Below are 25,552 nucleotides of genomic sequence, written 5' to 3'. Positions count from 1 at the left end.
ATCCATTACTTTCAGCCGCGCAGCGGATTTCCTTGACGGGCCGCGGGAGGCGTGCCATATTTTCTTTACAACGTTGCAACTTCTCCTTCGGCGGATGCATCTCCGGCTGTCGGCAAATCACCCCGCACCAACCTCTTCGGAAGGACCACGTGATGATGAAGTCACGTCCATGGGCTCTGCGCGCCGCAGGCTTGGCAGCAGCCCTCGGCATTGCCCTCACCGCTGTAGCACTGCCGACGGTGGCGGGCCCGCAGGCCGGCCACTCCCCTGTTCCAGAGACCCAGCTCAGCAGGGTCGCAGGGCAAAAGCTCCAGGCTGACCTGCCTGGCGGAAAAACCGTCGTAGGCCAGACGTCCCCGATCCATGATCCCGCCCTGATCGTGGCGGAGGACGGAACCTGGTACGTCTACTCCACCGGGCTGCTTAACCGCGAGAACGGCGGCACCATCCAGATCTGGTCCTCCCACGACGAAGGGACCACCTGGGCCTACGCGGGCAACGTCTGGGACAAAATTCCGGCCTGGATCGATGCGCACTTTGCCGACGGCGAGCTGCCGGGCAATCTGTGGGCGCCGGAAATCACCGAACACGGCGGCACCTACTACCTGTACTACTCGGCGTCGCGCTTTGGCGGAAACAATTCCCTGACCGCACTGGCAACCAACACCACCCTGGACCCCAGCGATCCGGACTACGAGTGGGTTGACCAGGGCCTGGTGGTCTCCTCACCGGCGACGGGGCTTGATCCGAACAACCCGGGCAAGACGTTCAACGCGATCGACGCCGGCATCGTCGAGGATGTCGATGGCACCCCCTACATGGCCATCGGTTCCTTCTGGTACGGGATTTTCCTGGTGCCCATCGAGTGGCCCAGCGGAAAGCCGGTGGCGGACTGGCAGTCAAAAACCGTGAACATCGCCGACCGCTTTATGCCCGGCAACCCCATTGAGGCTCCCTACATCACGCGGCACGGCGGCTATTACTACCTGTTCGTCTCCTTCGACTCGTGCTGCAGGGGCGAGGACTCCACTTACAAGGTGGCAGTGGGACGCTCCACATCCGTCAAGGGCCCTTATCTGGACAAGGACGGCAAGGACATGTTCGGCGGAGGCGGCTCCGTGGTCCTGGATTCCCACGGCGCCATGACCGGCCCCGGAGGCCAGTCGGTCTTTGGCGACTACCTCGCGTTCCACTACTACGACGGTTCCAACCAGGACATCCCGTACTTCCCCACGCTTGGACTGCAGGAGATTAACTGGGTGGACGGCTGGCCGGCCTTCGACCAGACAGTGGAGCTGCCTGAAATCCAGAAGCAGCCCAGGCCCGCAGCCATCGTCTCCGGCAAGAATGCCGTGTTCACCGCCACCGCCACGGGAACGCCCGGCCCGGTTGCCGTCTGGGAAACGTCGTCCGACGGCGGCGCCACCTGGAGCAGGGCAGCAGCACAGCCTCACACCCGCCGGACGGATGAAGGCACCTACCGCTCAACGTTCGACGCCGGCGCCATAGGCGATGGGCGGCCGGGGCTTCTGGTGCGGGCAGTGTTCCAGAACGCGCATGGCAGCGCCGTGACGGACGCCGTCGGGCTTTCAGCAAAATAGCACCGGGTTAGCGCCGCCGGTCCGCCACGAACATCCCTCGAGTAAGGAAGCCGTACCCGATGACCAGCGCCAGGACTGACCCTCCGCCCACGAAAACCCGCCGCCTCATTTCACCTTTTCCGTTGGCGGATGTCCGCCTGGGGGAGGGGGTCTTCAAGGCCGCACAGGAGACCTCCCTCCGCTACGTCCTGGACCTGGACACGGAGCGGCTGTGTGCGCCCTACCTCCGGGAGGCCGGGCTGGAGTCACCGGCGGAGCCCTATGGAAGCTGGGAGTCCGACGGCATGGGCGGCCACATCGGCGGCCACTACCTCTCCGCCTGCGCCCGGCTTTTCGCCGCCACCGGGGATCCGCGGTTGCACACTAAGGTGCGAACCGTCGTCGGGGTTCTGGCCCAGTGCCAGGACGCCGGGGGCGACGGCTACGTGGGCGGCGTTCCCGGCGGCCGGGCGCTCGGGAATGAACTGGCCGGCGGCGTGTTGGACGCGGACCTGTTCACCCTGAACGGCCGGTGGGTTCCGCTCTACAACCTGCACAAGACACTGGCAGGCCTCCTGGATGCCTATTCCTACACAGGTTCCCAGGAGGCCCTCCGGGTCGCCGCTGGCCTGGCCGACTGGTGGCTGAACGTCTCGGCAAACATTCCGGCCGCGTCCTTCGAAGAGATCCTGCGGACCGAATACGGCGGCATGAACGATGCCTTCGGCATCCTTGCCGGGATCACCGGCCGGCACTCTTACCTTGAGGAGGCCCGCCGGTTTTCCCACCGCAGTATCCTGGAGCCGCTGGCCGCCGGGGACGATCAACTGGACGGACTGCACGCCAACACCCAGATCCCCAAGGTCGTGGGCTACGCCAGGCTCGCCGCTGCCACCGGTGACGGGGAGTATGCGCGCGCCGCCAACAACTTCTGGGACTCGGTGGTCCACCGACGATCGGTTTCCATCGGCGGCAACAGCGTGCGTGAACACTTTCATCCGGCGTCCGAGTTCACGCCCATGGTCCTGGATGCCCAGGGCCCGGAGACCTGCAACACCTACAACATGCTGAAGCTGGCGAAACTCCGGTTTGAGGACTCGGGCGACCCTGCCGCCGTCGAGTTTTACGAGCGCGCCACCTACAACCACATCCTGTCCTCCCAGCACCCCGTCCACGGCGGCCTGGTGTACTTCACTCCGATGCGCCCACGGCATTACCGCGTCTATTCCCGCACCCAGGAATCGATGTGGTGCTGTGTGGGATCCGGGCTGGAGAGCCACGCCCGCTACGGCGAACTCATCTATGCCCGCAAGGGCGAGGACCTGCTGGTCAACCTGTATATCCCGTCCACGCTTGACTGGCGGGACCGGGGCCTGCGCGTCCGGCTCGAGACGGATTTTCCGCATTCCGACGCCGTCACGCTTTTCGTCGACGCCGACTCCCCGGTTGCAGCCTCCATCCAGCTCCGCCGCCCGCACTGGGCAGCCGCCATGGAAATCGATGGTGAGGCCGCTTCTGCCGGCGGTGGCGGTTATGTGAACGTCAGCCGCACCTGGCGGGGCGCGTCGGTGGTCCGGATCCGGCTGACGCCCGGCTTTCGATCGGAGCGGCTGCCCGATAACTCGCCGTGGGTTTCATTCCTCTACGGACCCGTGGTGCTCGCGGCCCGGATGGGTTCCGAAGGTATCCCCGGCTTCGAAGCCGCAGATGAACGGATGGGCCACGTGGCGTCCGGCACCTTGCTGCCGCTGGCAGACACGCCAGCAGTGGCCGACGTCGGATCGATCCGCCGCGGGGAAGGTGGCACTTTGACGGCTGAACTGGCCGTTGCTGATTCCGATGGGGACGCCGCCACGGTTGTGCTGGAGCCGTTCTACGGCATCCACGACGAGCGGTACACGGTGTACTGGCCCGCCGGCGACCCCACTTCACGCAGCCATGAACTGCGTGAAATGGACCGGGCAGCCGCCCTTGAGGGCCGCGTGGTGGATGGTGTGACGGCCGGCGAGCAACAGCCGGAGGCTGATCACGGTTTCGCCGGCAACGGCAGCCGTGCCGGCGGCAGCGACGGTATCCACTGGCGGAACGCGCGCGGCTGGTTCTCCTACCGCCTTGCGGACCCGGACCGCCGCGCAGCCCTCCTGCGCGTGCGTTTCCGGGCGCTGGAAGGCCGGGGCCACGAACTACGGCTCAATGGGAACCTGCTGGGTGCGCCGGTCCGTGACGACCACGACGGCGGCCGGCTTGTTACCGATTTCGCTGTCACCGACGCTCACCGGAACGGCTCACCCGACGGCGGCCTGGTCTTCACCGTCGAGGCGCTGCCCGGGCTCAGCACCGGCGATCTGCTGTCGGTGGAGCTGCTCGCCATCACCGGTTCCTGAGCCTCAAGCTACGGGGTCAGCGCTCCGCGTGAAGCGGAAGAACGCGGCGCCGTGGCCTGGGATCCTGACGTGCGCAGCGGGCGGTCCCGTGAGCGTGCTGATGACGGCGTCCTTGCCGCTCCAGGCCTCCCGGGCCCGCCACTTCGGCCTGTCCGAACGATCGTCGTCGGTGAGGCCGAGGTCAGCCAACGGTATCTTCCGGATCAACTCTTCACGCCCGGTGTTGAAGACAGCCACAAAGCGGTGGTCCGACGTCGGGCTTTCCGCTGCCCACAGCACCAGGTCGCCGTCGCGCAGCAGTTCCCGGTTGTTGACGCTGGCGTGGTGCACCTCCAGAAGGTCCGTGTTGGTCAGCAGGTCAAGGGTTTCTGGCGGCGATGACGGCAGGTCGCACCCGAGCATCAGCGGGGAGCGGGAGATGCACCACAGCGTCAGCATGGTCCGTTGTTCGTCCAGGGTCAGCCGGCTGAGCCGCTCACTCCCGCGCTCGGCACGCAGCGCGATCCTGCCCACGGGAAGCATGTCGGCGTCCGCCCAGGCTCCGGGCCGCTGATGGGGAGCCCAGCGTGCCATCCTGCCGAACTGCGCCTCGACGTCCTCCCACACATCCCAGAGATCGTCCGATACGCGCCACATCTGCGCGGTACTGCGCAGCTGGTCCAGCCGGGACAGGGAAAGCGCCCTGCCGGGTGAGAGGCTCAGCACCATGTCACGGCCGCTACGGGAAATGGCCTGCCGGTAGGCGTCAATCTCGGCGGCGAAGTAGGGGCCCAGCATGTCGTCCGCCTTCACGAAGTCGACGCCCCACGCGGCAAACTGGCGAAGCTGGGAGTCGTAGTACGCCTGGGAGCCCGGATGCTGGAGGTTCAGGCCGTAGTTGTCCGCGTTCCATTCGCAGACCAAGGACACGTCCGCTACCTGGTCCGCCGTGCAGGCGGTTCCCTCTACGGGCAGCCGGTCCCTCACGGCCTGCCGGGGAATGCCGCGCATGATGTGCAGGCCGAACTTGAGTCCCATTTCATGGATGCGGTCGGCCAGAGGCTTGAAACCTGCACCGCCCTTCGCAGAGGGAAAACGGTTTGCGGCAGGCAGTTGCCTGCCGAACCCGTCCAGTTCCAGCTCAGCTCCGTCGTTGTACCCGCCGGCACGGGCCGCGGGTTCATACCACTGGATGTCCACCACCACGGTGTCCCATCCGAACGGCAGCAGGTGCCGGGCCATAAACGCAGCATTGGCCAGCACCTCATCCTCAGTGACGGTGGTGCCGTAGCAGTCCCAGCTGTTCCAGCCCATGGGCGGGGTCATCGCAAGCGTCATGAACCCAAATTTACAACGATGTAATGACATGCCGCCACCAGCTTGACAGCCATCTTGTTAGCGCTCACAGTTGACGAAGGGAAACCCATCAGCGGAGAGTCGATTCAATGAAGAACTGGGCAGGAAACCTCGAATACTCATCAGCGGACGTCCGCAGGCCGGGCTCCGTGGCTGAGCTTGCCGAGGTGGTCGCCGGCGCAGGCCGCGTCAAGGCCCTGGGCTCGCGGCACTCGTTCAACCGGGTGGGCGATACCGACGGCACGCACATCCTGCTCGACGCCCTGCCCCGGACCATTGAACTGGACTCAGCGCGCCGACGCGTCAAAGTCAGCGGTGGTGTGAGCTACGGCGAGTTGTGCCGCAGCCTTGAACAGTCCGGCGTCGCCATCCACAACCTGGCCTCACTCCCGCATATCTCCGTGGCCGGTGCCGTCCAGACGGGAACACACGGTTCCGGCGTGGACAACCCGTCCCTCGCCGGGGCTGTCGAAAGCATCGATCTGGTCCGCCCGTCCGGTGAGCTGGCAACCCTTTCGCGTGACGACGGCGACGAATTCCTGGGCAGTGTGGTGGCCCTCGGCGCACTGGGCATCGTGACAGGCCTTGAACTCTCGGTCCGGCCGAGCTTCCGGATGCGCCAGCGCGTCCTGGAGAACCTTCCCTGGGACAGGGCACTGGCAGATTTCAACTCGCTGGTTTCCAGCGCCTACAGTGTCAGCCTGTTCACCGACTACGCCGGCGACTCCATCAGCCAGGTGTGGCTGAAGGCCCTCGATTCCGAGCCTGCACTCGCAGAGGTCTTCGGGGCCACCGCCGCAACGCACTCCCGGCATCCGCTGCCGGACATGTCGGCGGAAAACTGCACCCCACAGTTCGACGAGCCGGGCCCCTGGCTGGACCGCCTGCCGCACTTCCGCCACGAGTTCACCCCCAGCAACGGCGAAGAACTCCAGAGCGAATTCATCCTGCCGCTGGAGCACGCGCCGGCGGCCCTGCAGGCCGTCCGCGGCTTGGCGGACAAACTGGCTCCCCTGCTGTTTGTGTCCGAAATCCGGACGGGCGCCGCGGACGAATTCTGGCTCAGCCCGTTCTACCGGCAGCAGAGCGTGGCTCTGCACTTCACCTGGAAGCCGCTTCAGGCCCAGGTGGAAGCGCTCCTGCCCGAACTGGAGGAGCTGCTGCAACCCTTCGGCGCCAGGCCGCACTGGGGCAAGCTGTTCACCCCGTCCGGCCATGATTGGGACCAGCTGTACCCGCGGTTCGCGGATTTCCGCACACTGGTGTCCAGGCACGATCCGGAAGGCAAATTCCGCAACGGCCTGCTGGACAGCATCCTGGGTGCCAGGACAGCGGCTCCGTAGCGAAGCTCAGCAGGAATTTGCCAGTCATCCGCGTCAGGCCTGAATGGCAGATTCCGCCTCCGCCAGCCTGATCATCCGCAGTTCGTCCTCCACCGCGCGGGCAGGCCAGTAATTGCCTGACAGCTGCCCAACCCGGCCACGATCGGCATCCGGGAAAAGCTTCTCCAGCAGCCCCGAGGCGTGAAGCAGTGCGATCAGTGCCCTGGTCCTGGAATCTACGGCCCGGGGGCCTGTGGCTTTGGGTTCCGGCTGCGCGGAATCCGGCTGCATGGTGTCCGGCTGTGGGGCTTCCGGCTGCGCGGTATCCGCGGCCCGGGGTTCTGCGGCGGGAGCCCCGGTTTCCGGCTGCGCCGCGCCCTGCCTGTCGGTGAGTGCCGCCTCGATTTTCTGCACCAGCGCCGCCTCCGGGGCGTGGTCCTTCTCCGGATACCGCACTGTCCTGAAGAGGCCGAGCCGCTTTTCGCCGACGTGATCCACCAGGCCATGTGCCGCCATCCCCTGGTACACGCGCTGCACCTCGGCACGGCTCTCCAGCATGGAGACCCAGCGTTTGGGGGTGTGGGGGCGGGATTTGTGCCGGATGAGGTCAAGTTCCTGCTGGAGGTCCGTCTGGGGAGCATCGCCGGTCACCCGGACGAACCTTCCGTCGAGTTCAATGGCGCCGATCAGATCCAGTTCGGCCAGAATGGCCCCGGCGAGGGTGGTCCGCAGCAGGTACGCAGGCACGTCCGGTCCGCCGCTTTTGTCGTTCGTTGCCAGGAGGAGGAAAGCCTGAGGAAGGCTCAACTCCTCTGCCTTAGGTAATTGAGCATCCATACGATCATGGTGCGCCCGTCAGGGCCACGGCCACAACCACAGCTTTTAACGGAACCACTGCTTCCAACTTATCCACTGGTGGCGCACGCACCACGGAAAGAGGGAAGCGTACGACGGCGGGACCTCCCGCCGTCGTACGCTTGCGTTCTACCCCGCTATGCAGATCTCTCGTTCATCTCCCGGGCCTGCAGTGACCCAACGAACCTGGCGAGCTCCTTCTGTAGCGTCTGCCAGGCGCTGACGTCCAGTTCCGGAGGGAGTGCACGGGCCTCAGCTTCTTGCGCGGCCGCAAGGGCCTCGCGGCCGGCACCAGTGAGCCCGATGATGAGTTGCCGCCTGTCCTGCGGATGCCGGCTCCGGCTAACAAGTCCTGCCAGCTGTAACCTCGCCAGAATCTTGCCCATGGTCTGGCTCTTGGCATGGACGGAAGAGGCCAGCTGTTCCTGGTTCAGGGCCCCGGAAGCCAGGCCCTCGAGCGCTATAACCGCCGCACGGGTGAGCCCCAGCGGTCCGAGGACATCATCCTGGCGGCGCTGCACCAACCGAGCGGCCTGCGAGAGAAGCTGGCAAAAGTTCCGGAGTTCGCGCTCTGAATCAGTGGTCATGGCAAGCTGTTCCTTCCCTTGAGAGCCTCCGGCATGCATCCACCATAAGCATGCTTAGTATCTGTTTGGCAAGCGGGCGCTGGATTCGCCGAGCCCGATGAGGCCCATCAGCCCGGCACGGAGCAGTCCAGCACCCCAAAGCCGAACCGCCACCTAACAGGCAGCCCTTGCGCAACCATTAGCAAGTGTGCTTAGTATCTAGTTAGTAACCTTGCTTACTATTGCGAAGCCAGTAGGACTGGCAGCTCCTGTCAGCGAACCCTTCACGAAAGAGAGAGCGACCATGACTGAAAACCAGTGGCCCCAGACGGGCGCCCCGGCCAGCGTTGACCCCTACGGAAACGTTGACCAGTACGGAAACCGGATGCCCGCTTCTTCCTTGGGCACCGGCGAAGCGTCCGGTTCCAAGACCGAAACGGCGAAGGCAGAGGCCTCACAGGTCGCCAGCCAGGCCGCCGGTGCAGCACAGAACGTCGCGGAGACGGCTAAAGCTGAGGCTTCGAACGTTGCCGCTGAGGTTTCCACCAGCGCCCGCGATCTTCTGTACCAGGCCAAGGCCGACCTGACCAGCCAGGCAGGCACCCAGCAGCAGAAGGTCGCAGAGGGCATCCGCGGCATCTCCTCTGAGCTCCGCACCATGGCGGACGCCTCCGATCAGCCCGGCGTGGCATCGGACCTCATCCGGCAGGCCGCGGACCGTTCGCAGTCCGTCGCGTCGTGGCTTGACGGCCGGGACCCGGGTTCGCTGCTCACCGAAGTGAAGTCTTTCGCACGGCAGCGTCCGGGTACCTTCCTGCTCCTCGCCGCCGGCGCGGGCATCCTCGCCGGACGGCTCACCCGCGGCCTGGCTGCAGGTGCACCGGAGACCCAGGGCCGCGCCACAGGCCAGACCCTTCCTCCGGTCCCGAGGACCGCCCCGGTCCAGCAGAGTGCCCCCATCCGGCAGGAGACGGTGTTCGCCGCAGGAGACGACCGCGGCCTGTTCGACGAACCGCGAATCGCCACAGGCAGCCCCGTCTCCTCCCAGAACCTGCCAACCGGCACCGCTGCGGACGCCCCGTTGCGTTATGAAGAGGATCCGTTCCGCAGCACCGCGGACCGGGATGCGGAAGGTCGTCACCTGTGAGCAGCCAAATACCCGAAACGCCGCCATCGGCGGCGCACGCGAAAGCGGATAACACCTCTCTGGGTGATCTGCTCGGTGAGGTGACCCGTGACCTGTCCACGCTGATGCGCCAGGAAGTGGAACTCGCCAAGGCCGAACTGAAGCAGTCCGCAACCCGGGCCGGCAAGGGCGGCGGCATGCTCGCCGGCGCCGGCGTCGCCGGACACTTTGTCCTGCTGTTCCTCTCCCTCGCCCTCTGGTACGCCCTGGGCGAGCTGATGGGCCTCGGCTGGTCCGCCGTCGTTGTCGCCGTGATCTGGGGCATCATCGCCGCGGTCCTGGCCTCGGTGGGCCGCAAGAACCTCAAACAGGTCCAGGGCATGCCCCAGACCGCCGAAACACTCTCTGAAATCCCCCCAACCCTGAAACCCGGTGAGGTAAAACGATGAGCGACAACCCGGACGCAATCCGATCAGACATTGAAGCCACCCGCGCCCGCCTGGGCACCAACGTGGACGCCGTGGCAGACAAAGTCACCCCGTCCAACATCGTCCACCGGCAAACGGACAAGGTCAAAGACGCCGTCTTCGGCGTGAAGGAGAAAGTCATGGGAGCAGCCGACGACGCCACCACCCGCGTCCACAGCGGGGTCCACAACCGCACCGACAGCGCCGGGAACGTCCTGCACGACGCCGGCCAGGCCATCGGGGACGCACCCCAGCAGGTCAAGGCCAAGACCCAGGGCAACCCCCTCGCCGCAGGCCTTGTCGCCTTCGGCGCCGGGATGCTGCTCTCCTCCCTGATCCCGGCCAGCGAGAAGGAACGCGAAGCCGCCGACGCCCTCAAGACCGCCGCGGAACCGGTCACCACGGAACTGACCGAGGCCGCCAAGGACATGGCCCAAGGCCTGAAGGAACCCGCCCGCGAGGCCATGGAAAACGTCAAAGCCACCGCCACCGACGCCGCCGAACACGTCAAAGCCGAAGGCCAGGTCGCAGCAACCGACGTCAAAGAACGGGCAACCGACGCCAAAGACCACGTCCAGAACACGTAGTCCTTAAACGCTGACGGGCCGTCCTTCCAGAGGAAGGGCGGCCCTCTCGGCTGATTCACCACCATAGGATCCACCACAACTTCCGCTACGAAGGGACCCCCGTCATGAAGAAACTGCTCCTTGCCTTCCTCCCCGCCATCATCAGCCGCATCCTGCGCGCACGCCGGGCCAAGCAGAACCCCACCGCCACGCCGCCCCGCAGCCGGAACCGGTACTGACCCTGCCCGATGCGCTGCACGAGTTGGTTGCGCTGTACGAACCGAACATTCCTCAGGAGAAGCAATTGCACATCCCAGAACCGCGGGGCCCCCTCAGCGCAGCCCTGCTGGCGGTCCTCGCTGGCCAGCCCACGGAGATTGTGGCGGCCCTGACCGGCCTTCCGGCTCTCGTCGCGGCACGGCTGGCCGAGGCTGACGACGTGATCGAGGACGACGACATCCAGCTTGCGCTCTTCTGCCTTTATGAGCTCCACTACGGCGGGCTTGATGGTGTGGATGACGGCTGGGAATGGCATCCAGGTCTGATCGCGGTTCGCCGGCTCCTGGAGGAGCCGTTCGAACGTGGACTCCGTGTGGCGGCCGCCGCTGCGGTCCCCGAGGTCCCACCGGTTCCGGCTGCGGGTCCGGTGAGCGACGGCGTCGCAACCGTTCTGTTTGCCCTTGCTGCGGCAGACACCGGACCCAGCCTTTCGAAGTATGTTGCGAAGAAGGCCACCGTTCCACAGCTCAGGGAGTTCCTGGTCCACAAGTCCATTTACCAGCTCAAGGAGGCGGACCCGCACACGTGGGCCATCCCCCGGCTGACCGGCCGGGCCAAGGCCGCGCTGGTGGAGATCCAGGCCGACGAGTACGGCGGCGGCCGCGCGGACCGGATGCACAGTACCCTGTTCGCCAAGACCATGCGGGCGCTCGGACTCGATGACCGGTACGGCGCCTACGTTGACACCGTGCCGGCAATTGCCCTGGCGTCGGTCAACATGATGTCCCTCTTCGGGCTGAACCGACGGCTCCGCGGCGCCATCGCGGGACACCTGGCGATCTACGAAATGACCTCCTCCCGGCCCAACCAGCTGTACGGCAACGGGTTCCGCCGCCACAACTTTGACGCCGCGGCCACGGCCTACTTCGACGAGCACGTTGAGGCCGACGCTGTCCATGAACAGATCGCCGGACGCGACCTCGCCGGCGGCCTGGTGGAGGCGGAACCGGATCTGCTCCCCGACGTCCTGTTCGGCGCGACGGCGGCCATCGCCCTGGATGCCCGGCTCACCCTCCGCGTCATGGACGCGTGGGAAAACGGACGCTCATCGCTCCGCGCCGACCTCCCCGTGGCAGCATGACAACACCTCAAGGAGGTTCCATGGACCAGGAATCCGCCGATGGATCAATCACCGTCTGCCCTGACGGGCCGCTCCTGGTCCGCGGCGACTTCGAGATTCTCACGCCCTCAGGGGAGCCAGTGCCGCGGCAGCGCCGGACCGTTGCCCTCTGCCGGTGCGGCGCGTCGGCGATCAAGCCCTACTGCGACGGGACACACAAGCTGATTAAGTTCCGCACCGAACCGCGGGGCCCTGCCGAGCCCGAGGCCTAGCCAAAGCAAACACTGGGCAAACAGCGGGGGAACAAAGGCTGGGAAAGCCTGATCCGCTACTCGCGAGTAGGAATACTCGAATCATGCCAAACTTTACTCGTCGTCAAATACTGCGTTCTGCTGCAGCGATCACTGCCGCAGGGGCTGCGGGCTCAGCGTGGGTCGGAACTGCCGGCTTCCCTGCTGCCGCTGCCAGCGCCGGAGCGTTCGGTCACGGGGTTGCCTCCGGTGACCCGATGGCCGACAGCGTGCTGCTCTGGACCCGTGTCACCCCGTCGCCCGAGGCCCTGCCCGGAAGCGGACTGGGCAAGGATGTTCCGGTGGGCTGGGAAGTTGCCGCTGATGCGGACTTCAGGAAAATAGTTGCCCGGGGTAAGGCCAATACAGGAGCTGCCCGGGACCACACGGTCAAGGTCATCGCGGGCGGGCTCACCCCCGGCACGAGCTACTGGTTCAGGTTCACACTCGATCAGTGGGTGTCCCCTGCGGGCCGCACGCGAACGGCCCCGGCGGCCGGCGCGCCGGTGGACCGGCTGAAGTTCGGTGTCGTGTCGTGCGCAAACTGGCAGGCAGGATACTTCTCCTCCTACCGCCACCTTGCAGCCCGGGGAGACCTCGATGCCGTGCTCCACCTCGGCGACTACCTGTACGAATACGGACCCGGCGAATACCAGGCGCGCGATGTGGTGGTCCGTCCTCACGAGCCTGCCCACGAAATGACCCAACTCGCCCACTATCGCCGCTGTCATGCCCAATACAAGACGGATCCCGACCTGCAGGCACTGCACGCCGCCGCGCCTTTCATCGTGACCTGGGACGACCACGAATCCGCAAACGACGCCTGGAAGGGCGGCGCTGAGAACCACACGGAGGGCGCCGAAGGAGCCTGGAGCGAACGGTTTGCCGCCGCGCACCGGGCCTACGCGGAATGGATGCCCGTGCGCTACGAGCCGGGCGGCCAGATTTACCGGCGCCTCGACTTCGGCTCGCTGGCGAGCCTGTCCATGCTGGACCTGCGGTCCTACCGGGACCAGCAGGCCGTTAACGGAACGGACGCTGCGGTTAAGGACCCCAACCGCACCATCACCGGTGCCGCCCAGATGGACTGGCTGCTGGGCAACCTGAAGTCCGCCGGCCCGCAGTGGAAGCTGGTGGGCAACCCGGTCATGATCGCACCGGTCAGGGTTCCTTCGACCCTCAGCACGGCAGAACTGGGCGGTGTGCAGAAGCTGATGGGCGGGACGAGCATCAGCGGCGTCCCCTACAACGTGGACCAGTGGGACGGCTACGAGGCGGACCGCAACCGCGTGGTCCGGCACCTGCGGGACAACGCCGTCAAGGACGCTGTTTTCCTCACCGGCGACATCCACTCCGGCTGGGCCTGCGACATTCCCGCGGATCCGGCCGCCTACCCGCTCACGGGCGATTCCGTGGCCGCCGAACTGGTCTGCACGTCCGTCACCAGCGATAACCTCGACGACATCCTCAACGTTCCGCCGCGCACCGGATCCCTCGCCGTCGAGAACGCCATCAAGGCAGCCAACCCGCACGTCAAATACCTTGATTTCGACTCGCACGGCTATTCAGTCCTGGACGTCACCCCTGCCGGAGTCCGGATGGACTGGTTCGTGCTGGCCGAACGCACGTCCGCGAGCTCGGGATCCAGCCTGTCCACATCATTCACGGTGCATGCCGGCACCAGCCAAGTAACGCCCACTCCGGGAGGACTCCAGTGACCCATTCACCATCTGCACGCCCGACGCCGGGACGCCGGCAGTTCCTGCAGTTCGCCGCTGCCGGGGGCGCCGCCGTCGTACTTTCCGCCGCGCCTGGAACGGCATGGGCCGCCCCGGCGGCGGGACGCACCCGGACCTATGTGCTCGTGGTGGACGGCTGCCGCCCGGACGAGATCACCACCACGCTGACGCCCCGGCTGGCGGGCCTGCGTGCGGCGGGCACAAACTTTCCGGCCGCTCGGTCCCTCCCCGTGATGGAAACAATTCCCAACCACGTGATGATGATGACGGGTGTGCGTCCGGACCGCTCAGGCGTTCCTGCCAACTCCGTCTACGACAGGGCCGAAGGAGTGGTCCGGGACCTCGACCGGCCCACTGACCTGCACTTTCCGACCCTGCTGGAGCGGCTGCAGGAGCAGGGGCTGACCACTGCTTCGGTACTCAGCAAAAAGTATCTGTATGGCGTCTTCGGAACCCGGGCCACTTACAGGTGGGAGCCCCAGCCGCTCCTTCCGGTGACCGGTCATGCGCCCGATGCAGCCACGATGGACGCCCTCCTGGCGATGGTGAGCGGGCCAGACCCCGACTTCGTGTTCACCAACCTGGGCGACATTGACCGTGTGGGCCATTCCGACCTTTCCGGTACCACGCTGCGGGCGGCCCGGACGGCCGCCCTCGCAGACACCGACATGCAGGTGGGCCGCTTCATCGACCACCTCAAGGGCACCGGCAAGTGGGAGTCCAGTGTGATGATGGTGCTCGCAGACCACTCCATGGACTGGTCCATCCCCTCGAATGTGGTTTCGGTGGACCTGATCCTGCAGTCCCGGCCGGAGCTGCAGTCGAACATCAAAATTGCTCAGAACGGCGGGGCGGACCTGCTCTACTGGACCGGGCCGGACGCAGACCGAGCGGCCGGGTTGGCCGCCGTCGAACAACTGGTCAGTCCGCATGAGGGCGTGCTCTCGGTCAACAGGCCTGGCGATCTCCGCCTGGGGGCCGAAGCCGGAGACCTGGTGGCTTATTGCCGGGCCGGCTGGCGCTTCTCCGACCCGTACGTGACCTCCAACCCGATTCCGGGTAACCACGGGCACCCCGCCACCGAGCCGATTCCCTTCTTCATCTCCGGCGGCAGCCCGTTGGTGGTCCCCGGGGCAGTGTCGTCGGAGCCCGCAAGGACCGTTGATGTGGCCCCGACCGTCGGCGCTGTTTACGGACTCAAAGCTCCTCGCGGCGGGTACGACGGAACTGCGCGCTCGGGGGCCCTGCGGCTCTGACTTCGGGCAACAAAAGCGGGCGACGGCGGGAGCTCCCGCCGTCGCCCGCTGTTGTTAGGTGCCGCTCCCTTACAGTGCCGACCAGCCGCCGTCGGACGCCAGATCAGTGCCCCTGAAAGGCTTCGGCGAGCCACCAGGATCCGCCGTCAGAGGCGATCTTTGCGTCGATTACCAGGGGCCGGTTCTGGGTTCCGGCGGTGAATGCCGCCACCCAGTCCTTTACTGGCTGGAGGTCCTCTGCAGTCCGAACGGTGATGCCGTCAGCACCGAACCCCCTGGCAATCGCGGCGATGTCCGTGTTAGGAAAGGTCACAGTGCTCAGGTCAACGTCTTGGCCGTCCTCGGCGAAATGGTGCACTTCAGCCCCGTAGGCGGCGTCGTTGTAGACGATGCACACGAGTGGCAGCTCCAAGCGGACCGCTGTTTCGAGCTCGCTGATGCCCATCAGGAACCCGCCATCGCCGGCCCCCAGAACAGGCAGTCGATCCGGCCGGGCCAGGGCCGCCCCTATGGCTGTGTAAAGTCCCAGACCGATTGCCTGGAAGGCCTGCGTAAAACAGAATCCGAATTCGTCCGGCACGGACAGGTACTGGCTGGGGTAGCCCATGAAGTTGCCGGAGTCTACAGAGACGATGCGGTTTGCCGGGAGGATCGAGTCGAGTTCGCGGCTGAGGACCCGCGGATCAATCGAGGTGGCCGTGGACAGGTCAGCGGTTTCCACATCCCGCCACCTCGACGCCTGCTTAATGTGAAGGGCATTCGACTCCGTCCGGTACTTTTCCTCTGACCTCGGCTGGACGGTCTTCAAGGCTGCCAGGGCGTCATCGGCCGTGAGGGCAGAATCGCCCAGCACACCCAGCGAGATCGGCCTGTTGGCTCCGAGCGAGGAATCTTCGACGTCGACCTGGACGACTTTGGCATCCGGCGATATCAGGCGGCCGTGCCTCATGGTCCACATGTTCAGCGTGCAGCCCCACCCGACGATCAGGTCCGCCCCGGCGATGAGTTCAGCAGTGAGCGGAGACGAGAAGCCGCCGGAGATGCCCAGGTTGAAGGTCTCCCCATTGAAAAGACCGTTCGCTACCGCCGAGGTGGCAACGAGTGCACCGCTGTAGTCGGCAAGCGCCAGGATCGAGTCCCGGGCTCCCCGTCCTCCACGTCCGGCCACGAATACGGGCCGTTCTGCTTCCCGAATGAGCTGGACGAGTTGGTCCACGGCTGCGGCGTCGGGACGCACCCGTGCGGTCGGCTGCAGCGCTACCTCGTCAAGAGTGACTGCCGCCGTCGCATGCTGGACATCCAGCGGAAGGCTAAGGACAACTGTCCGCCGCTCATTGACCGCTGTGCGGAAAGCGCGCACAGTGTCTGCCACGGCGGTCTCCGGGGAATGGATCCTTTCGGCGACCGCCCCGACGCTTCGGGCAAGTCCGTCCTGGTCGATCTTGAAATTCGAGCGCACTGCCGCGCCCTGCGTATCAGCGGTCAGAACGATGAGGGGTGTGCGGCTTTTTGCCGCCTCGCCGATCCCTGTCATGGCGTTGCTCAGGCCGCAGCCCTGGTGGGTGGTTACTACGCCGACTTTCGCGGACATCCGGCCATAAGCGTCGGCCATTGTTGCAGCGCCGCCTTCATGCCGTGCTGCTGTGAAGGGGACCCCTTCACGGATCAGGGAGTTGGTGACGTCGAAGTTTCCACTCCCCACGACTCCGAACACGTGACCGACGCCCAGCTTCGCCAGCGTTTGCCCAACGAGATCGGAGACCCTGGCCGACCCGCTCATGCCTTCTCCACCAGGGCGTACACACGGGCGGGGCTGCCGGTTCCTCCGACGATGGGCAGTGGCGCAACAATCAGGGTGGCACCCCGTACGGGAAGTTTGTCGACCTGCCGAAGGGAGGTGACGCCGTATTTGTCGGCCCCGAGAAGGAATGAATGAACGGGGAACATCGGGTCGAAGCCACCGGCCTGCCCCGCATCAATGCCGACAGTCTCCACGCCAAACCCACTGATGCTGTCATTCTTGGCTATCCACTCAGCGCCTGCAGCCGAGACTCCTGGCGTATGGGGTCCGTTCTCATCCGCGTTGGCAAAGTCCGAGGCGTTCCCGCCACGGGCAGACCAACCGGTACGGAAAATGACCCAGCAGTTATCGGGGAGCGCTCCGTGTTCGTCTTGCCACTGTTCAAAGTGCCCAGGCTCCAGAAGAAAGTCAGGATTCTGAGCCACTTCCGCAGATTTGTCGATCACCACAAGGGGTCCGACGAGGCGGGACGGCTCAATCTGATCCACTGATTTGCCGTCGCGGCCCGAGATCCAGTGGATGGGCGCATCAAGATGCGTGCCGGTGTGCTCTCCGACGGTCACATCATTCCAGGCCCATGCCGGCCCGGCGTCGTCGAAGTTGCTCACCGGAGAAAGGCTGAGGCCAACGGTGTTCGCGAAAGGCTCCGGCAGGTTGAGTATCGGGGTGTCCCTGCTCAGTGGCGTGGTGAGGTCCAGGACTTCTACCGAACCATCTCCGAGGGCCGTAACCAGCCCAGCTACTACAGACATTGTTCTCCTATCCGGTGTGCTTCTTCAGTCAAAATGAGAATGGCAAGGCCAAGCGCGCCCTCACACTGGCGACGGAGGAGAGAAGTCCGCGAAGCGGCTGCCCCACTCCCGTCCAGAGTGGTAGTCCCGGCATTTCCGGTGGGATGATTCTAACCACACTCTTGAGGTTTTGTACCGCTTTTTTTGCGATCGAAACTATTTCAATACAATGCGTCCAGGTAGGACGCGTCGGCATCGCATCAATTCCGGGCGTTTACCGCATAGAACGGCGCATCCCCACCGAGGACCCGGGCGACGTCACGGAAGGCCTTCAGCCGTGTCTCCGCGTACGATTCGGCGGAGTAATGTGCGGCGTGGGGCGACAGAATGACGTGTTCAAGGTCGCGAAGTGGGCTGTTGGCTGCCAGTGGTTCGACGGCAAATGTATCCAGGCCAGCACCCGCCAGGTGTCCGCTGGCGACCGCAGCTGCCAGCGCGACTTCGTCAACGAGTCCACCCCGGGAGACGTTAATTAGATTCGAGCCTGCCTTGAATTTGGCGAGTTCAGCGGCTCCGATGAGATTCCGTGTTGTTTCGATAAGTGGCACGTGGATTGAAACGACGTCGGCGCCGGCGATCAGATCGCTGAACGACGCAGGTTTAACCCCAAGGGAGGAGATCGCGTCGTCCGACATGAACGGATCGTGAGCCCAGACCTCGAATCCGATGGCCTTCGCGCTGGCAGCTACCCGCTGGCCGATCTTGCCGAAGCCGATAAGGCCGAACACTTGAGTGGAGACTCGGCGAATGCCGGCACCTGGACCTTCGAAATCCCATTTACCTGACCGGATGCTGCGGTCGTACCGGTGCAACCGGCGAGTCAGCGCCAAAGCCAGGGCTACGGCGTGCGTGGCGACTTCGGTAATGTTGGAGTCGGGCACGTTGGTGACGACTACACCCCGGTCGGTAGCGGCCTGGACGTCAATGGAGTCAAGGCCCACGCCGAAGCGCCCGATGACGCGAAGCTCCGGAAGCGCATCCAGGACTCGCGCCGTGATGGGCTCGCGGAGAACAAGTAACGCGCTGGCTCCCTCGCAGTTGGAGATGAGTTCGGCCTCGGTCAGGCTGGTGATTTCATCAAAGATGATGTCGAGCCCTGCGAATTCGGCACGATCGGCGTCCTGCGTTTCGAGGACTCCGTCGGTTTTGACAATGCGCATGATCAGTTAGCTCCCTGTGCTGATACGAGTGCCGCGGCGGCAATTGCTGCCCGTGCGGATTTCAGCGTCTGGTCCGCGCCCTCAGCGAGGAAAACGACGTCAGCGCCGATAAGGAACAGCCGGACGCCTTCGGCAGCGTACTTCTCCACCTGGTCGGGGGACGAGCAAAATATTCCGGTAGGGACGCCATTGTGGGCCGCCGCGTTCAATATGCAAGCGACAGCGGCGACGTGCTGGGGGGACCCAGGGCTTGTCCCCAACGAGACGGCCAGGTCGCCGGGTCCGACAAAGATGACATCGATTCCCTCGACGGCAGTAATCTCGTCGACATTGGCCACTCCGGCCGCCGTCTCAATTTGGAGGACGAGAAGAACGTCATCATTGGCTGTGGCCAGATATTGCCCCATACTGGCGCCGTAACGAGTTGCACGGCCGGGCCCGGCTCCGCGCGTTCCCACGGAAGGGTACCTCACTCGAGAGACGGCCTCCTTGGCTTGGTCCGCCGTTTCAATCCGGGGCACCACCACGCCCGCGGCACCCCAGTCCAGGACGCGGCCGACATCCTGGCCGAGTTCGGGAACACGGACCAAGGCCGGTGTGCCAGTGACATCGGCCGCGCGGATGAGTGCTTGAAGGTCGGCTACGCCGAAAGCCGAGTGCTCGGCATCCAGGCACAGCACCTCGTAACCGCTCCAGCCAAGTATTTCCACAGCGGTAGGACTGGAGAGGCCCACGAAAGTGCCAATGAGGGGGCCGGCCGCCAGGCGGCCTGTCAGGTTTTGGGTTGAGGCGTTCATGAATGTTCCATATCTCTGTCAGTGGTCATATGCGAGGATGGTTGTGGGGGGCAATTGTCCACAGTCGCCACTATGGCGGGTTGATTATTTCGAAGGACTCCCGAGTGGGCAAAGTTGAGGAGATCATGACAGCCACGCACGGCTTCGCACCTATTCGTCCGGGACTTCTTGTGACGCAGATTCACGAAAAACTCAGGGAAGCTATCTTGGATGGCACACTGCGCCCAGGTGATGCACTCCGGGATTCTGTGATCGCTGAGCAAATGAAGGTCAGCCGCTCCCCGGTCCGCGAAGCGCTGCGCCTGCTCGAGGCCGCGGGACTCACAACGAAGGACCCGAACCGGTCGTACGTGGTCCTTGAATTTGGTGAAGACGACCTGAGGGAACTTGCCGGCATGCGGCTGGCCTACGAGACCCTCGCAGTGCGACTCATTGTCCACTCGGACAAAGCTATCGGTGATTTCTCCCTTCAACTCAAGGCCCTGCGAGCCGCACTCACGTCCGGGTCGCAGTCTGCCATCGCCGCTGCCGACAGGGTTTTTCATAGTTCCTTGGTCGCACTTTCCAGTAACAGCAGGCTGATCGAGGGCTACGGGCGGATTCAGGATCAAGTGGAACTCACTCTCATCAGCACTGATGCCCCCAACCGGGGGTCAGACGGGATGGTCGAACGGCACGAACTTCTGGTGCAATTGTTGACTGAGGCCGCGTCGAGGGGTTCGGCGGGGGACGTCGTGGCCGAGCTCGAATCTCACATCCTCCAGGGGATGGGCTGTCCTTCGCTCCTGCCTCCATTGCGCTGACGAGCTGAGCGTGCGGTGCGGTGCCGCGCCGATGCCGGGCGCGGCACCGCGTACCTTCTTTCGGATTAATTCTGTGCGGAAACTATCGCGGGGAGGTTCTCATCCGTCTGATGGCTATCAGTTTTGGGCGATGCCATGCGTGCGGTAATGAACGTCAGGAGACCGCCCAGGAGGATGGGTATTCCAAGGAGGGCAAGCCCAAGCTCGAACCCACCGGTGAGGTCGCGCATCCATCCGTTGAGATAGGGTCCAACGAAGCCACCGAGGTTGCCGAAGGAGTTGGCCAGCGCCGTTGCGGTTGCAGCCACAGCGCCGCTGACGTAGGTCCGGGGAAGGGACCAAAATGCGCTGGGGGCGGCGTAAACACATGTTGCGGCCACGCTCAGGAGCACAAGGGCCATGACCGGTTCCTTGGTATAGGCGCCGACGGCGAAGGCGAGACAGGCCGCGATGCACGGAATTACGGTGTGCCAGATCCGTTCCCCGGTTTTGGAGGAGTGCCGGCCCCACAGGACCATGCCGACGGCAGCCGCGGCAAAGGGGATGGCCGTCAGCCAGCCAGTGAGGCCAACATCAGCGCCCAGGGACTTGATGACCTGCGGCAGCCACAGAACCAGGGCATAGCTACTGGTCATGATCAGGAAATACTGGAGGCACATCAGCATGGTTTGCGGGTCACGAAGGGCTTTTACCCATGAGACGTGCTCGGTGGGCTTTGCAACAGCGGAACGAAGAGCAACCTTCTCCTCTGCCGTCAGCCATTTCGCATCCTCAATACTGTCCGGAAGTACCCGGAGGACAACAAATGCCAGGATGATGGCGGGAATACCTTCCACCACGAAGACCCACTGCCAACCCCATGTGGACATGATGGCCGTGGCCAGGGGCGCGCCGACAGCATTGGCCAGTGGGCCGAAAGCAAAGAAAGTGGCCAGGACTTTCGCGATGTTCTTCTGGTCAAACCACTGGTACAGGAAGAAAACCACTCCTGGGAAGAATCCGGCTTCGGCGGCGCCCAGAAGGAAACGGAAGATGTAGAACGTCGTCTCGTTGCTGATGAAGTACATGGCGATTGAGATGACGCCCCATGTGATCATGATCCGGGCGATCCAGCGGCGGGCGCCGTACTTTGCCAATGCCAGATTGCTGGGCACTTCGAACAAAAAGTATCCGATGAAGAAGATGCCTGCGCCGAAGCCATACGCTGCAGCCGACATGCCAATATCCGCGTTCATGGTGAGTGAAGCGACACTTACGTTGGTGCGGTCAATGATGCTGATGAAGAAACAGATACCCAAGAGCGGAATTAGCCGTCTGATGGCCTTCCGGGTGGCAATGGCTTGCATGTTAGTCCTGCCCTAGTGGTGAGGTTCCAGTGGTTGGAGATGGCAACAACTCGATTTTCGGCGTACATCCGGGAACCGGGCGGCTCAGGCCGCCCGTGGTGAAAGAAGAAGGTGAAGCAAGGGCAACGCCTGCGAAGAGTTGCCGTCCTCACTAGTGTGCAGGCTAAATTCAAAATTGTCGACAGTCGCCACCTAGAATTTACATTGCCGAAATTTGTGACAAGCTGCGGGCCGCAGACGACGCGATTAGGGTGCCTCTACGGCGTGGCCGTGAATATTCTGGGCGCCACCAATACGCTCGCTCAAACAGGAGCCATCGCCGCGCTCCAGGAGAAGACAATCCTGGCGCGATACTTCGAAAATTCTGGACCGGCGGCGCCATCTTGCCTACGCCGCCTTCTCCGCCATCCCCGGGAGTGAAGAAGCAAATGCCCGAAAGCGGCATACTGTCCTGCTCGACGTCCGGGAACTGGGCACCGCTGCTGAGGTCTCGGCCTTCATACGCGAGCACGCCAGAGACATGATCAATGAGGGCGATCCCTACAGGGAGATGTCCGCTCTGCGGGACCATCCCCGGTCCGGAGTTGGACGGCGACTGACCACGGGAGGCGGCGGTCAGGCGCCCAGGACAGCCCGCGCGTACCGCTGGGCCTTAGGACCCAATAGGGCATGCACATCAGCAAAGAGTGCCTCGGCCGCGATCCCGGACCAGCCTTCGGGAAGGTACTTCTCCGGCAGCCCCGGGTCGAGGTAAGGGAGACGCCGCCACTGGGTCACGGTGGGCACGTAGTCGATGAAGGCCTGCCTCAGCTGCTCCGGCGTTTCGGCCTCGTCGGCCAGGCCGCCGGACCACCGCGCCAGGACATCCCGGTGGCGGACCAGGAAGTCCGAGTAGAGGGCGTCGAGTGTCGGCAGGTCCCACCACTCGCCCACTTTGGCGCGGACATTCCCCCCGCCCAGATGAGCGGCTTTGAACAGATCCACGTATTCCATCAGTCCGGCGCGGTCCAACTGGTGGGCGATTTCATCCGCAAGGCTTCCGGGTGCGATCCATAACCCCGGGGAAACCTGCCCGCAGCCCATGCGTGTCAGGATGGTGCGCAGCTTGTGGCGCAGGTGCCGCTGCGACTCCGGCACCGAGAACGAGGTCAGCATCCAATCGTCGCCTTCCTCGGCCCGGCGGGGGGAAAAGATGCGTTCGTCACCGGCCTTGAATACTTCCTCCAGTCCCGGGGCGAGGCTGTACGCCGCCGAGCCGCCCTGCTTCAGGCTGACCAGGACACCGCGCTTCTTGAGCCTGGAAACAGAGGACCGTACTCCGGCTGACTCGACGCCCAGATCGCTGAGCAGGCGGATGAGGTCGGACACGGCGAGGACACCGCCGTGCTCCCTGGCATACAGTCCATAAACCGTCACGATGAGATGCTGATGGCGCGGCATGGGGACCATGTCCGGAACGGTATCTACGGAAGCCATGCAGCACCTCGGGTTGGTCGGATATCGGCCAGGACTGCCGGCGCCTCGAAATTCGGATGCGGCAGTTCATTGAGTCACCACGGCTGTGGCACCATGGAAACGGTCGTCAAACACTTTACATAATAACCGGAGGTCCACTCCTCCACGGTCCGGGAGCGCCCATGTCAGCACGAAATCCATTGGTCGCCCACGCAAGCATCAACAGAGCAGTCGAGTGGGTTGATACTGATGCTTCGGGGCACCAGCACAACTCCGCGATCATGCGATGGGTTGAAGCGGCAGAGGCCGAACTGATGCGCAGCCTGGACCTGCCCGGCTACTTCCCCAGTGCACCGCGGGTCCACCAGGAAATCTCGTACAGGTCCAAGCTCTGGTTCGGTCAGCCCATCACGGCCGCCATCGAGGTGCGGAAGCTGGGCCGGACATCCCTGACCTATGCGTTCGAAGTCCGCGGCCACGCCCACCCCAAATCCGCCGGCGGTATCGCGGCTTTTGGAACCGTGACAGTGGCCCACGTACCGCAGGGCTCTGAAAAGTCGCAGCCCTGGCCCGCCGATCTGGTTGAAGCCATCAACGGGCTCATGGCCGCGGCCATCCCCGCCCCCTAGAGGGCAGGGGGCCCGAAACCGGCGACGCTTGTAAAAGGTCAGCGGTTACCGATAACCGCAATTCCCTGGATCTCGATCAACGCTTCCTTCTGCCACAGCCGGGTGACGCCGATTCCTGCCATCGCAGGGTACTCAGTGCCGGCCATTTCCCGCCAGATCCGGCCAATTTCCCGGCCGTTGGCCATGTAGTCATCGACGTCGGTGAGGTAGATCGTGACGCTGACCAGGTCCCGCCCATCGCCGCCCGCCTCGGTCAGTGTGGTCAGGACGTTGGTGAACGCCTGCCTGAACTGCTCGACGATTCCGCCCTCGACAATCTTCATGTCCTTGTCCAGTGCCGTCTGCCCGCCGAGAAAAACCGTGTTTCCGGACAGGATGCCATGGGCGTATCCGGACGGCTTGGGCAGCGAATCGGGGTTGATGGTCCTGTTCACAGTATTCTCCTGAATCGGCTTGTTACTGGCGTCAAAAAAGCACTATTCAGATCTTCTCTGCCGTGCTACCTTGAGCATATGTGACGATCGTAATAAAGTCGATATATGCATTGAGGAGATCTGGCAGATGAAACTCGCCACACTGAGAACAGGCGAAAACAGTACGACGGCGGCCCTCGCCGTGGGTGCGGACACCTACCTGCCGCTGCCCTACTCCAGCGTCGGGACGCTTCTCGCAGACCCCCTCTGGCGGGATGCTGCCGAGGCTGCCGCCGATGCAGCGAATGCCGGCGCCGGAATCACGGCTTCCGCCGACAGCTTTGCTCCGCTCCTGCCGGAGGCAGGGAAAGTCATCTGCTGCGGGCTGAACTACGGTGACCACATCCAGGAAATGGGACGTGAGCTCCCCAAATACCCCACACTTTTCGCCAAATACGCAGATACGCTGACCGGCGCAACCGACACCATCACCGTCCACGGCAGCGACCGGGTGGACTGGGAAGCGGAACTGGCGGTCGTCGTCGGCGCCCGCCTCTTCCACGCGGACGAGGCGGAGGCCCAGTCCGGGATCGCAGGCTATACGGTTGCCAACGACGTCTCCATGCGGGACTGGCAAAATCGGACCCTCCAGTGGTTCCAAGGCAAGGCCTTCGACGCCACCACCCCCGTAGGCCCCGTCATGCTCACCGCGGATGAGGCCTGCACTTCGTTTGACGTCAAGGGCTACGTCAACGGCGAGCTGGTCCAGAGCGGAAACACCTCAACCCTGGTGTTCGGGCCCGCACAGCTGCTGTCCTACATTTCCCAGTTCACGGTGCTCCGGCCCGGCGACCTGGTCCTTACCGGCACCCCCGGCGGGGTGGGAATCGGCATGAAGCCCCCACGGTTCCTGCGCGACGGTGACGTCCTCACCACGGAGATTGCCGGCATCGGCGTCCTGGAGAACACCGTTCGCATCAACAATCCCGGCGGCACTGAAGACCGCACGCCGGTTGCAGCCATAAGCACAAAGGAGTGAAATCATGACCGATACCACCACCGAATACCTGACCGAGGGCGATAACTCGATCTATGCCGGCGCCGACGGACGCGTAGTTCCCGTGGTCACAAAGGCCGGCCAGGAAGACACCAACACCGCCCAGTCCGGCGACTGCGTCCGCGTCTCGGGTGTCTCCATCCAGCACACCCCTGCCACAAAGATCTGGTTCGGCCAGGTATCCAATGTCCCCGGCTACCGTTCCCTCCCCCACCACCACGGCGAAGCAGAGACCGGCGGCTACGTCCTGCGCGGCTACGGCCGGATCTACTACGGCGAAAACTACACCGAATACCAGGACATGAAAGCCGGCGACTGGGTCTTCGTTCCGCCGTTCATGCCCCACGTCGAGGCGAACATGTCCGTGACCGAAGAACTGGTGTGGCTCACCGCCCGCACTCCCGAGAACATCGTGGTCAACCTCGATGACGTCGCCGACGAATCCCTCGCCGACTACCGCAGGGCATAAACGGCG

General features: G+C 64.3%; 24 protein-coding genes. 14 read left to right on the top strand and 10 right to left on the bottom strand.

Features of this window, described 5'->3' with window-relative positions; all coding sequences use genetic code 11:
• Nucleotides 1-152: 152 nt before the first annotated feature.
• Complete coding sequence (locus AC1MCA_RS13165) at nt 153-1,601, top strand: glycoside hydrolase family 43 protein (protein ID WP_479797929.1); 1,449 nt, start codon at nt 153-155, stop codon at nt 1,599-1,601.
• Between the two features lie 59 nt (nt 1,602-1,660).
• Nucleotides 1,661-3,964: a beta-L-arabinofuranosidase domain-containing protein gene (locus AC1MCA_RS13160; RefSeq protein WP_479797928.1), complete on the top strand. Its 2,304-nt coding sequence runs from the start codon at nt 1,661-1,663 to the stop codon at nt 3,962-3,964.
• Between the two features lie 3 nt (nt 3,965-3,967).
• Here the strand turns inward: AC1MCA_RS13160 and AC1MCA_RS13155 are convergent, their stop codons facing one another.
• Complete coding sequence (locus AC1MCA_RS13155; protein WP_479797926.1) at nt 3,968-5,281, bottom strand: glycoside hydrolase family 27 protein; 1,314 nt, start codon at nt 5,279-5,281, stop codon at nt 3,968-3,970.
• Nucleotides 5,282-5,388: 107 nt separating this feature from the next.
• Here AC1MCA_RS13155 and AC1MCA_RS13150 point away from each other — a divergent pair, with 107 nt between their 5' ends.
• Nucleotides 5,389-6,642: a D-arabinono-1,4-lactone oxidase gene (locus tag AC1MCA_RS13150; RefSeq protein ID WP_479797925.1), complete on the top strand. Its 1,254-nt coding sequence runs from the start codon at nt 5,389-5,391 to the stop codon at nt 6,640-6,642.
• A gap of 33 nt (nt 6,643-6,675) precedes the next feature.
• On the opposite strand, the gene AC1MCA_RS13145 is transcribed toward AC1MCA_RS13150, so the two are convergent.
• Nucleotides 6,676-7,458 carry a GOLPH3/VPS74 family protein gene (locus AC1MCA_RS13145; protein ID WP_479797923.1) on the bottom strand — a complete coding sequence of 261 codons (783 nt, stop codon included), beginning with the start codon at nt 7,456-7,458 and terminating at the stop codon, nt 6,676-6,678.
• A gap of 155 nt (nt 7,459-7,613) precedes the next feature.
• Entirely contained in the window at nt 7,614-8,063 is a 450-nt protein-coding gene (locus tag AC1MCA_RS13140; protein WP_479797921.1) for a MarR family winged helix-turn-helix transcriptional regulator, read from the bottom strand.
• Nucleotides 8,064-8,346: 283 nt separating this feature from the next.
• Between AC1MCA_RS13140 and AC1MCA_RS13135 the strand changes: the two genes are divergently transcribed.
• From AC1MCA_RS13135 to AC1MCA_RS13105, 7 genes are all read left to right on the top strand, one after another.
• Nucleotides 8,347-9,189 (top strand): hypothetical protein, encoded by an 843-nt coding sequence (locus tag AC1MCA_RS13135; protein ID WP_479797919.1) that lies wholly within the window; start codon nt 8,347-8,349, stop codon nt 9,187-9,189.
• Nucleotides 9,186-9,617: a phage holin family protein gene (locus tag AC1MCA_RS13130; RefSeq protein ID WP_479797917.1), complete on the top strand. Its 432-nt coding sequence runs from the start codon at nt 9,186-9,188 to the stop codon at nt 9,615-9,617. The genes AC1MCA_RS13135 and AC1MCA_RS13130 overlap by 4 nt, the downstream gene beginning before the upstream one ends.
• Nucleotides 9,614-10,222 carry a DUF3618 domain-containing protein gene (locus AC1MCA_RS13125; RefSeq protein ID WP_479797915.1) on the top strand — a complete coding sequence of 203 codons (609 nt, stop codon included), beginning with the start codon at nt 9,614-9,616 and terminating at the stop codon, nt 10,220-10,222. The genes AC1MCA_RS13130 and AC1MCA_RS13125 overlap by 4 nt, the downstream gene beginning before the upstream one ends.
• 283 nt (nt 10,223-10,505) lie before the next feature.
• Entirely contained in the window at nt 10,506-11,561 is a 1,056-nt protein-coding gene (locus AC1MCA_RS13120; protein ID WP_479797913.1) for an iron-containing redox enzyme family protein, read from the top strand.
• A 20-nt stretch (nt 11,562-11,581) separates the two neighbouring features.
• Nucleotides 11,582-11,812 carry a CDGSH iron-sulfur domain-containing protein gene (locus AC1MCA_RS13115; RefSeq protein ID WP_479797911.1) on the top strand — a complete coding sequence of 77 codons (231 nt, stop codon included), beginning with the start codon at nt 11,582-11,584 and terminating at the stop codon, nt 11,810-11,812.
• 83 nt (nt 11,813-11,895) lie between these two features.
• Nucleotides 11,896-13,548, top strand: a complete 1,653-nt coding sequence (locus AC1MCA_RS13110) for an alkaline phosphatase D family protein (RefSeq protein WP_479797909.1) — start codon at nt 11,896-11,898, stop codon at nt 13,546-13,548.
• The gene (locus tag AC1MCA_RS13105; RefSeq protein WP_479797907.1) at nt 13,545-14,825 is read left to right on the top strand and encodes an alkaline phosphatase family protein; all 1,281 of its coding nucleotides are present in this window, start codon (nt 13,545-13,547) and stop codon (nt 14,823-14,825) included. The genes AC1MCA_RS13110 and AC1MCA_RS13105 overlap by 4 nt, the downstream gene beginning before the upstream one ends.
• Before the next feature lie 103 nt (nt 14,826-14,928).
• On the opposite strand, the gene AC1MCA_RS13100 is transcribed toward AC1MCA_RS13105, so the two are convergent.
• The 4 genes from AC1MCA_RS13100 to AC1MCA_RS13085 all read right to left on the bottom strand — a co-directional run bounded on the left by AC1MCA_RS13100 (nt 14,929) and on the right by AC1MCA_RS13085 (nt 19,374).
• Nucleotides 14,929-16,605 (bottom strand): thiamine pyrophosphate-binding protein, encoded by a 1,677-nt coding sequence (locus tag AC1MCA_RS13100; RefSeq protein WP_479797906.1) that lies wholly within the window; start codon nt 16,603-16,605, stop codon nt 14,929-14,931.
• Nucleotides 16,602-17,378 (bottom strand): cyclase family protein, encoded by a 777-nt coding sequence (locus AC1MCA_RS13095; RefSeq protein WP_479797904.1) that lies wholly within the window; start codon nt 17,376-17,378, stop codon nt 16,602-16,604. Before AC1MCA_RS13095 ends, AC1MCA_RS13100 begins: the two co-directional genes overlap by 4 nt.
• 239 nt (nt 17,379-17,617) lie before the next feature.
• Entirely contained in the window at nt 17,618-18,577 is a 960-nt protein-coding gene (locus AC1MCA_RS13090) for a C-terminal binding protein (protein WP_479797902.1), read from the bottom strand.
• 2 nt (nt 18,578-18,579) lie between these two features.
• Nucleotides 18,580-19,374 carry an HpcH/HpaI aldolase family protein gene (locus tag AC1MCA_RS13085; RefSeq protein WP_479797900.1) on the bottom strand — a complete coding sequence of 265 codons (795 nt, stop codon included), beginning with the start codon at nt 19,372-19,374 and terminating at the stop codon, nt 18,580-18,582.
• Nucleotides 19,375-19,478: 104 nt separating this feature from the next.
• Here AC1MCA_RS13085 and AC1MCA_RS13080 point away from each other — a divergent pair, with 104 nt between their 5' ends.
• Nucleotides 19,479-20,177: a GntR family transcriptional regulator gene (locus AC1MCA_RS13080; RefSeq protein ID WP_479797899.1), complete on the top strand. Its 699-nt coding sequence runs from the start codon at nt 19,479-19,481 to the stop codon at nt 20,175-20,177.
• Nucleotides 20,178-20,242: 65 nt separating this feature from the next.
• Here AC1MCA_RS13080 and AC1MCA_RS13075 read toward each other — a convergent pair whose 3' ends face one another.
• The gene (locus tag AC1MCA_RS13075) at nt 20,243-21,523 is read right to left on the bottom strand and encodes an MFS transporter (protein WP_479797897.1); all 1,281 of its coding nucleotides are present in this window, start codon (nt 21,521-21,523) and stop codon (nt 20,243-20,245) included.
• 615 nt (nt 21,524-22,138) lie between these two features.
• A complete protein-coding gene (locus AC1MCA_RS13070) occupies nt 22,139-22,999 on the bottom strand; it encodes a PaaX family transcriptional regulator (protein WP_479797895.1) in 861 nt (286 codons plus the stop codon).
• Nucleotides 23,000-23,160: 161 nt separating this feature from the next.
• On the opposite strand from AC1MCA_RS13070, the gene AC1MCA_RS13065 reads away from it, so the two are divergent.
• Nucleotides 23,161-23,607 (top strand): acyl-CoA thioesterase, encoded by a 447-nt coding sequence (locus tag AC1MCA_RS13065; protein ID WP_479797893.1) that lies wholly within the window; start codon nt 23,161-23,163, stop codon nt 23,605-23,607.
• Between the two features lie 38 nt (nt 23,608-23,645).
• Here the strand turns inward: AC1MCA_RS13065 and AC1MCA_RS13060 are convergent, their stop codons facing one another.
• Nucleotides 23,646-24,041, bottom strand: coding sequence for a RidA family protein (locus AC1MCA_RS13060; protein ID WP_479797891.1), 396 nt, complete (start codon nt 24,039-24,041; stop codon nt 23,646-23,648).
• Between the two features lie 127 nt (nt 24,042-24,168).
• On the opposite strand from AC1MCA_RS13060, the gene AC1MCA_RS13055 reads away from it, so the two are divergent.
• Together AC1MCA_RS13055 and AC1MCA_RS13050 are read left to right on the top strand one after the other, a co-directional pair.
• Nucleotides 24,169-25,059: a fumarylacetoacetate hydrolase family protein gene (locus AC1MCA_RS13055; protein WP_479797889.1), complete on the top strand. Its 891-nt coding sequence runs from the start codon at nt 24,169-24,171 to the stop codon at nt 25,057-25,059.
• A 4-nt stretch (nt 25,060-25,063) separates the two neighbouring features.
• Entirely contained in the window at nt 25,064-25,546 is a 483-nt protein-coding gene (locus AC1MCA_RS13050; RefSeq protein WP_479797887.1) for a cupin domain-containing protein, read from the top strand.
• Nucleotides 25,547-25,552 lie beyond the last annotated feature (6 nt).

Source organism: Arthrobacter sp. BK1, from assembly GCF_056680055.1.
This window is presented reverse-complemented; position numbering and strand designations above follow the sequence as displayed.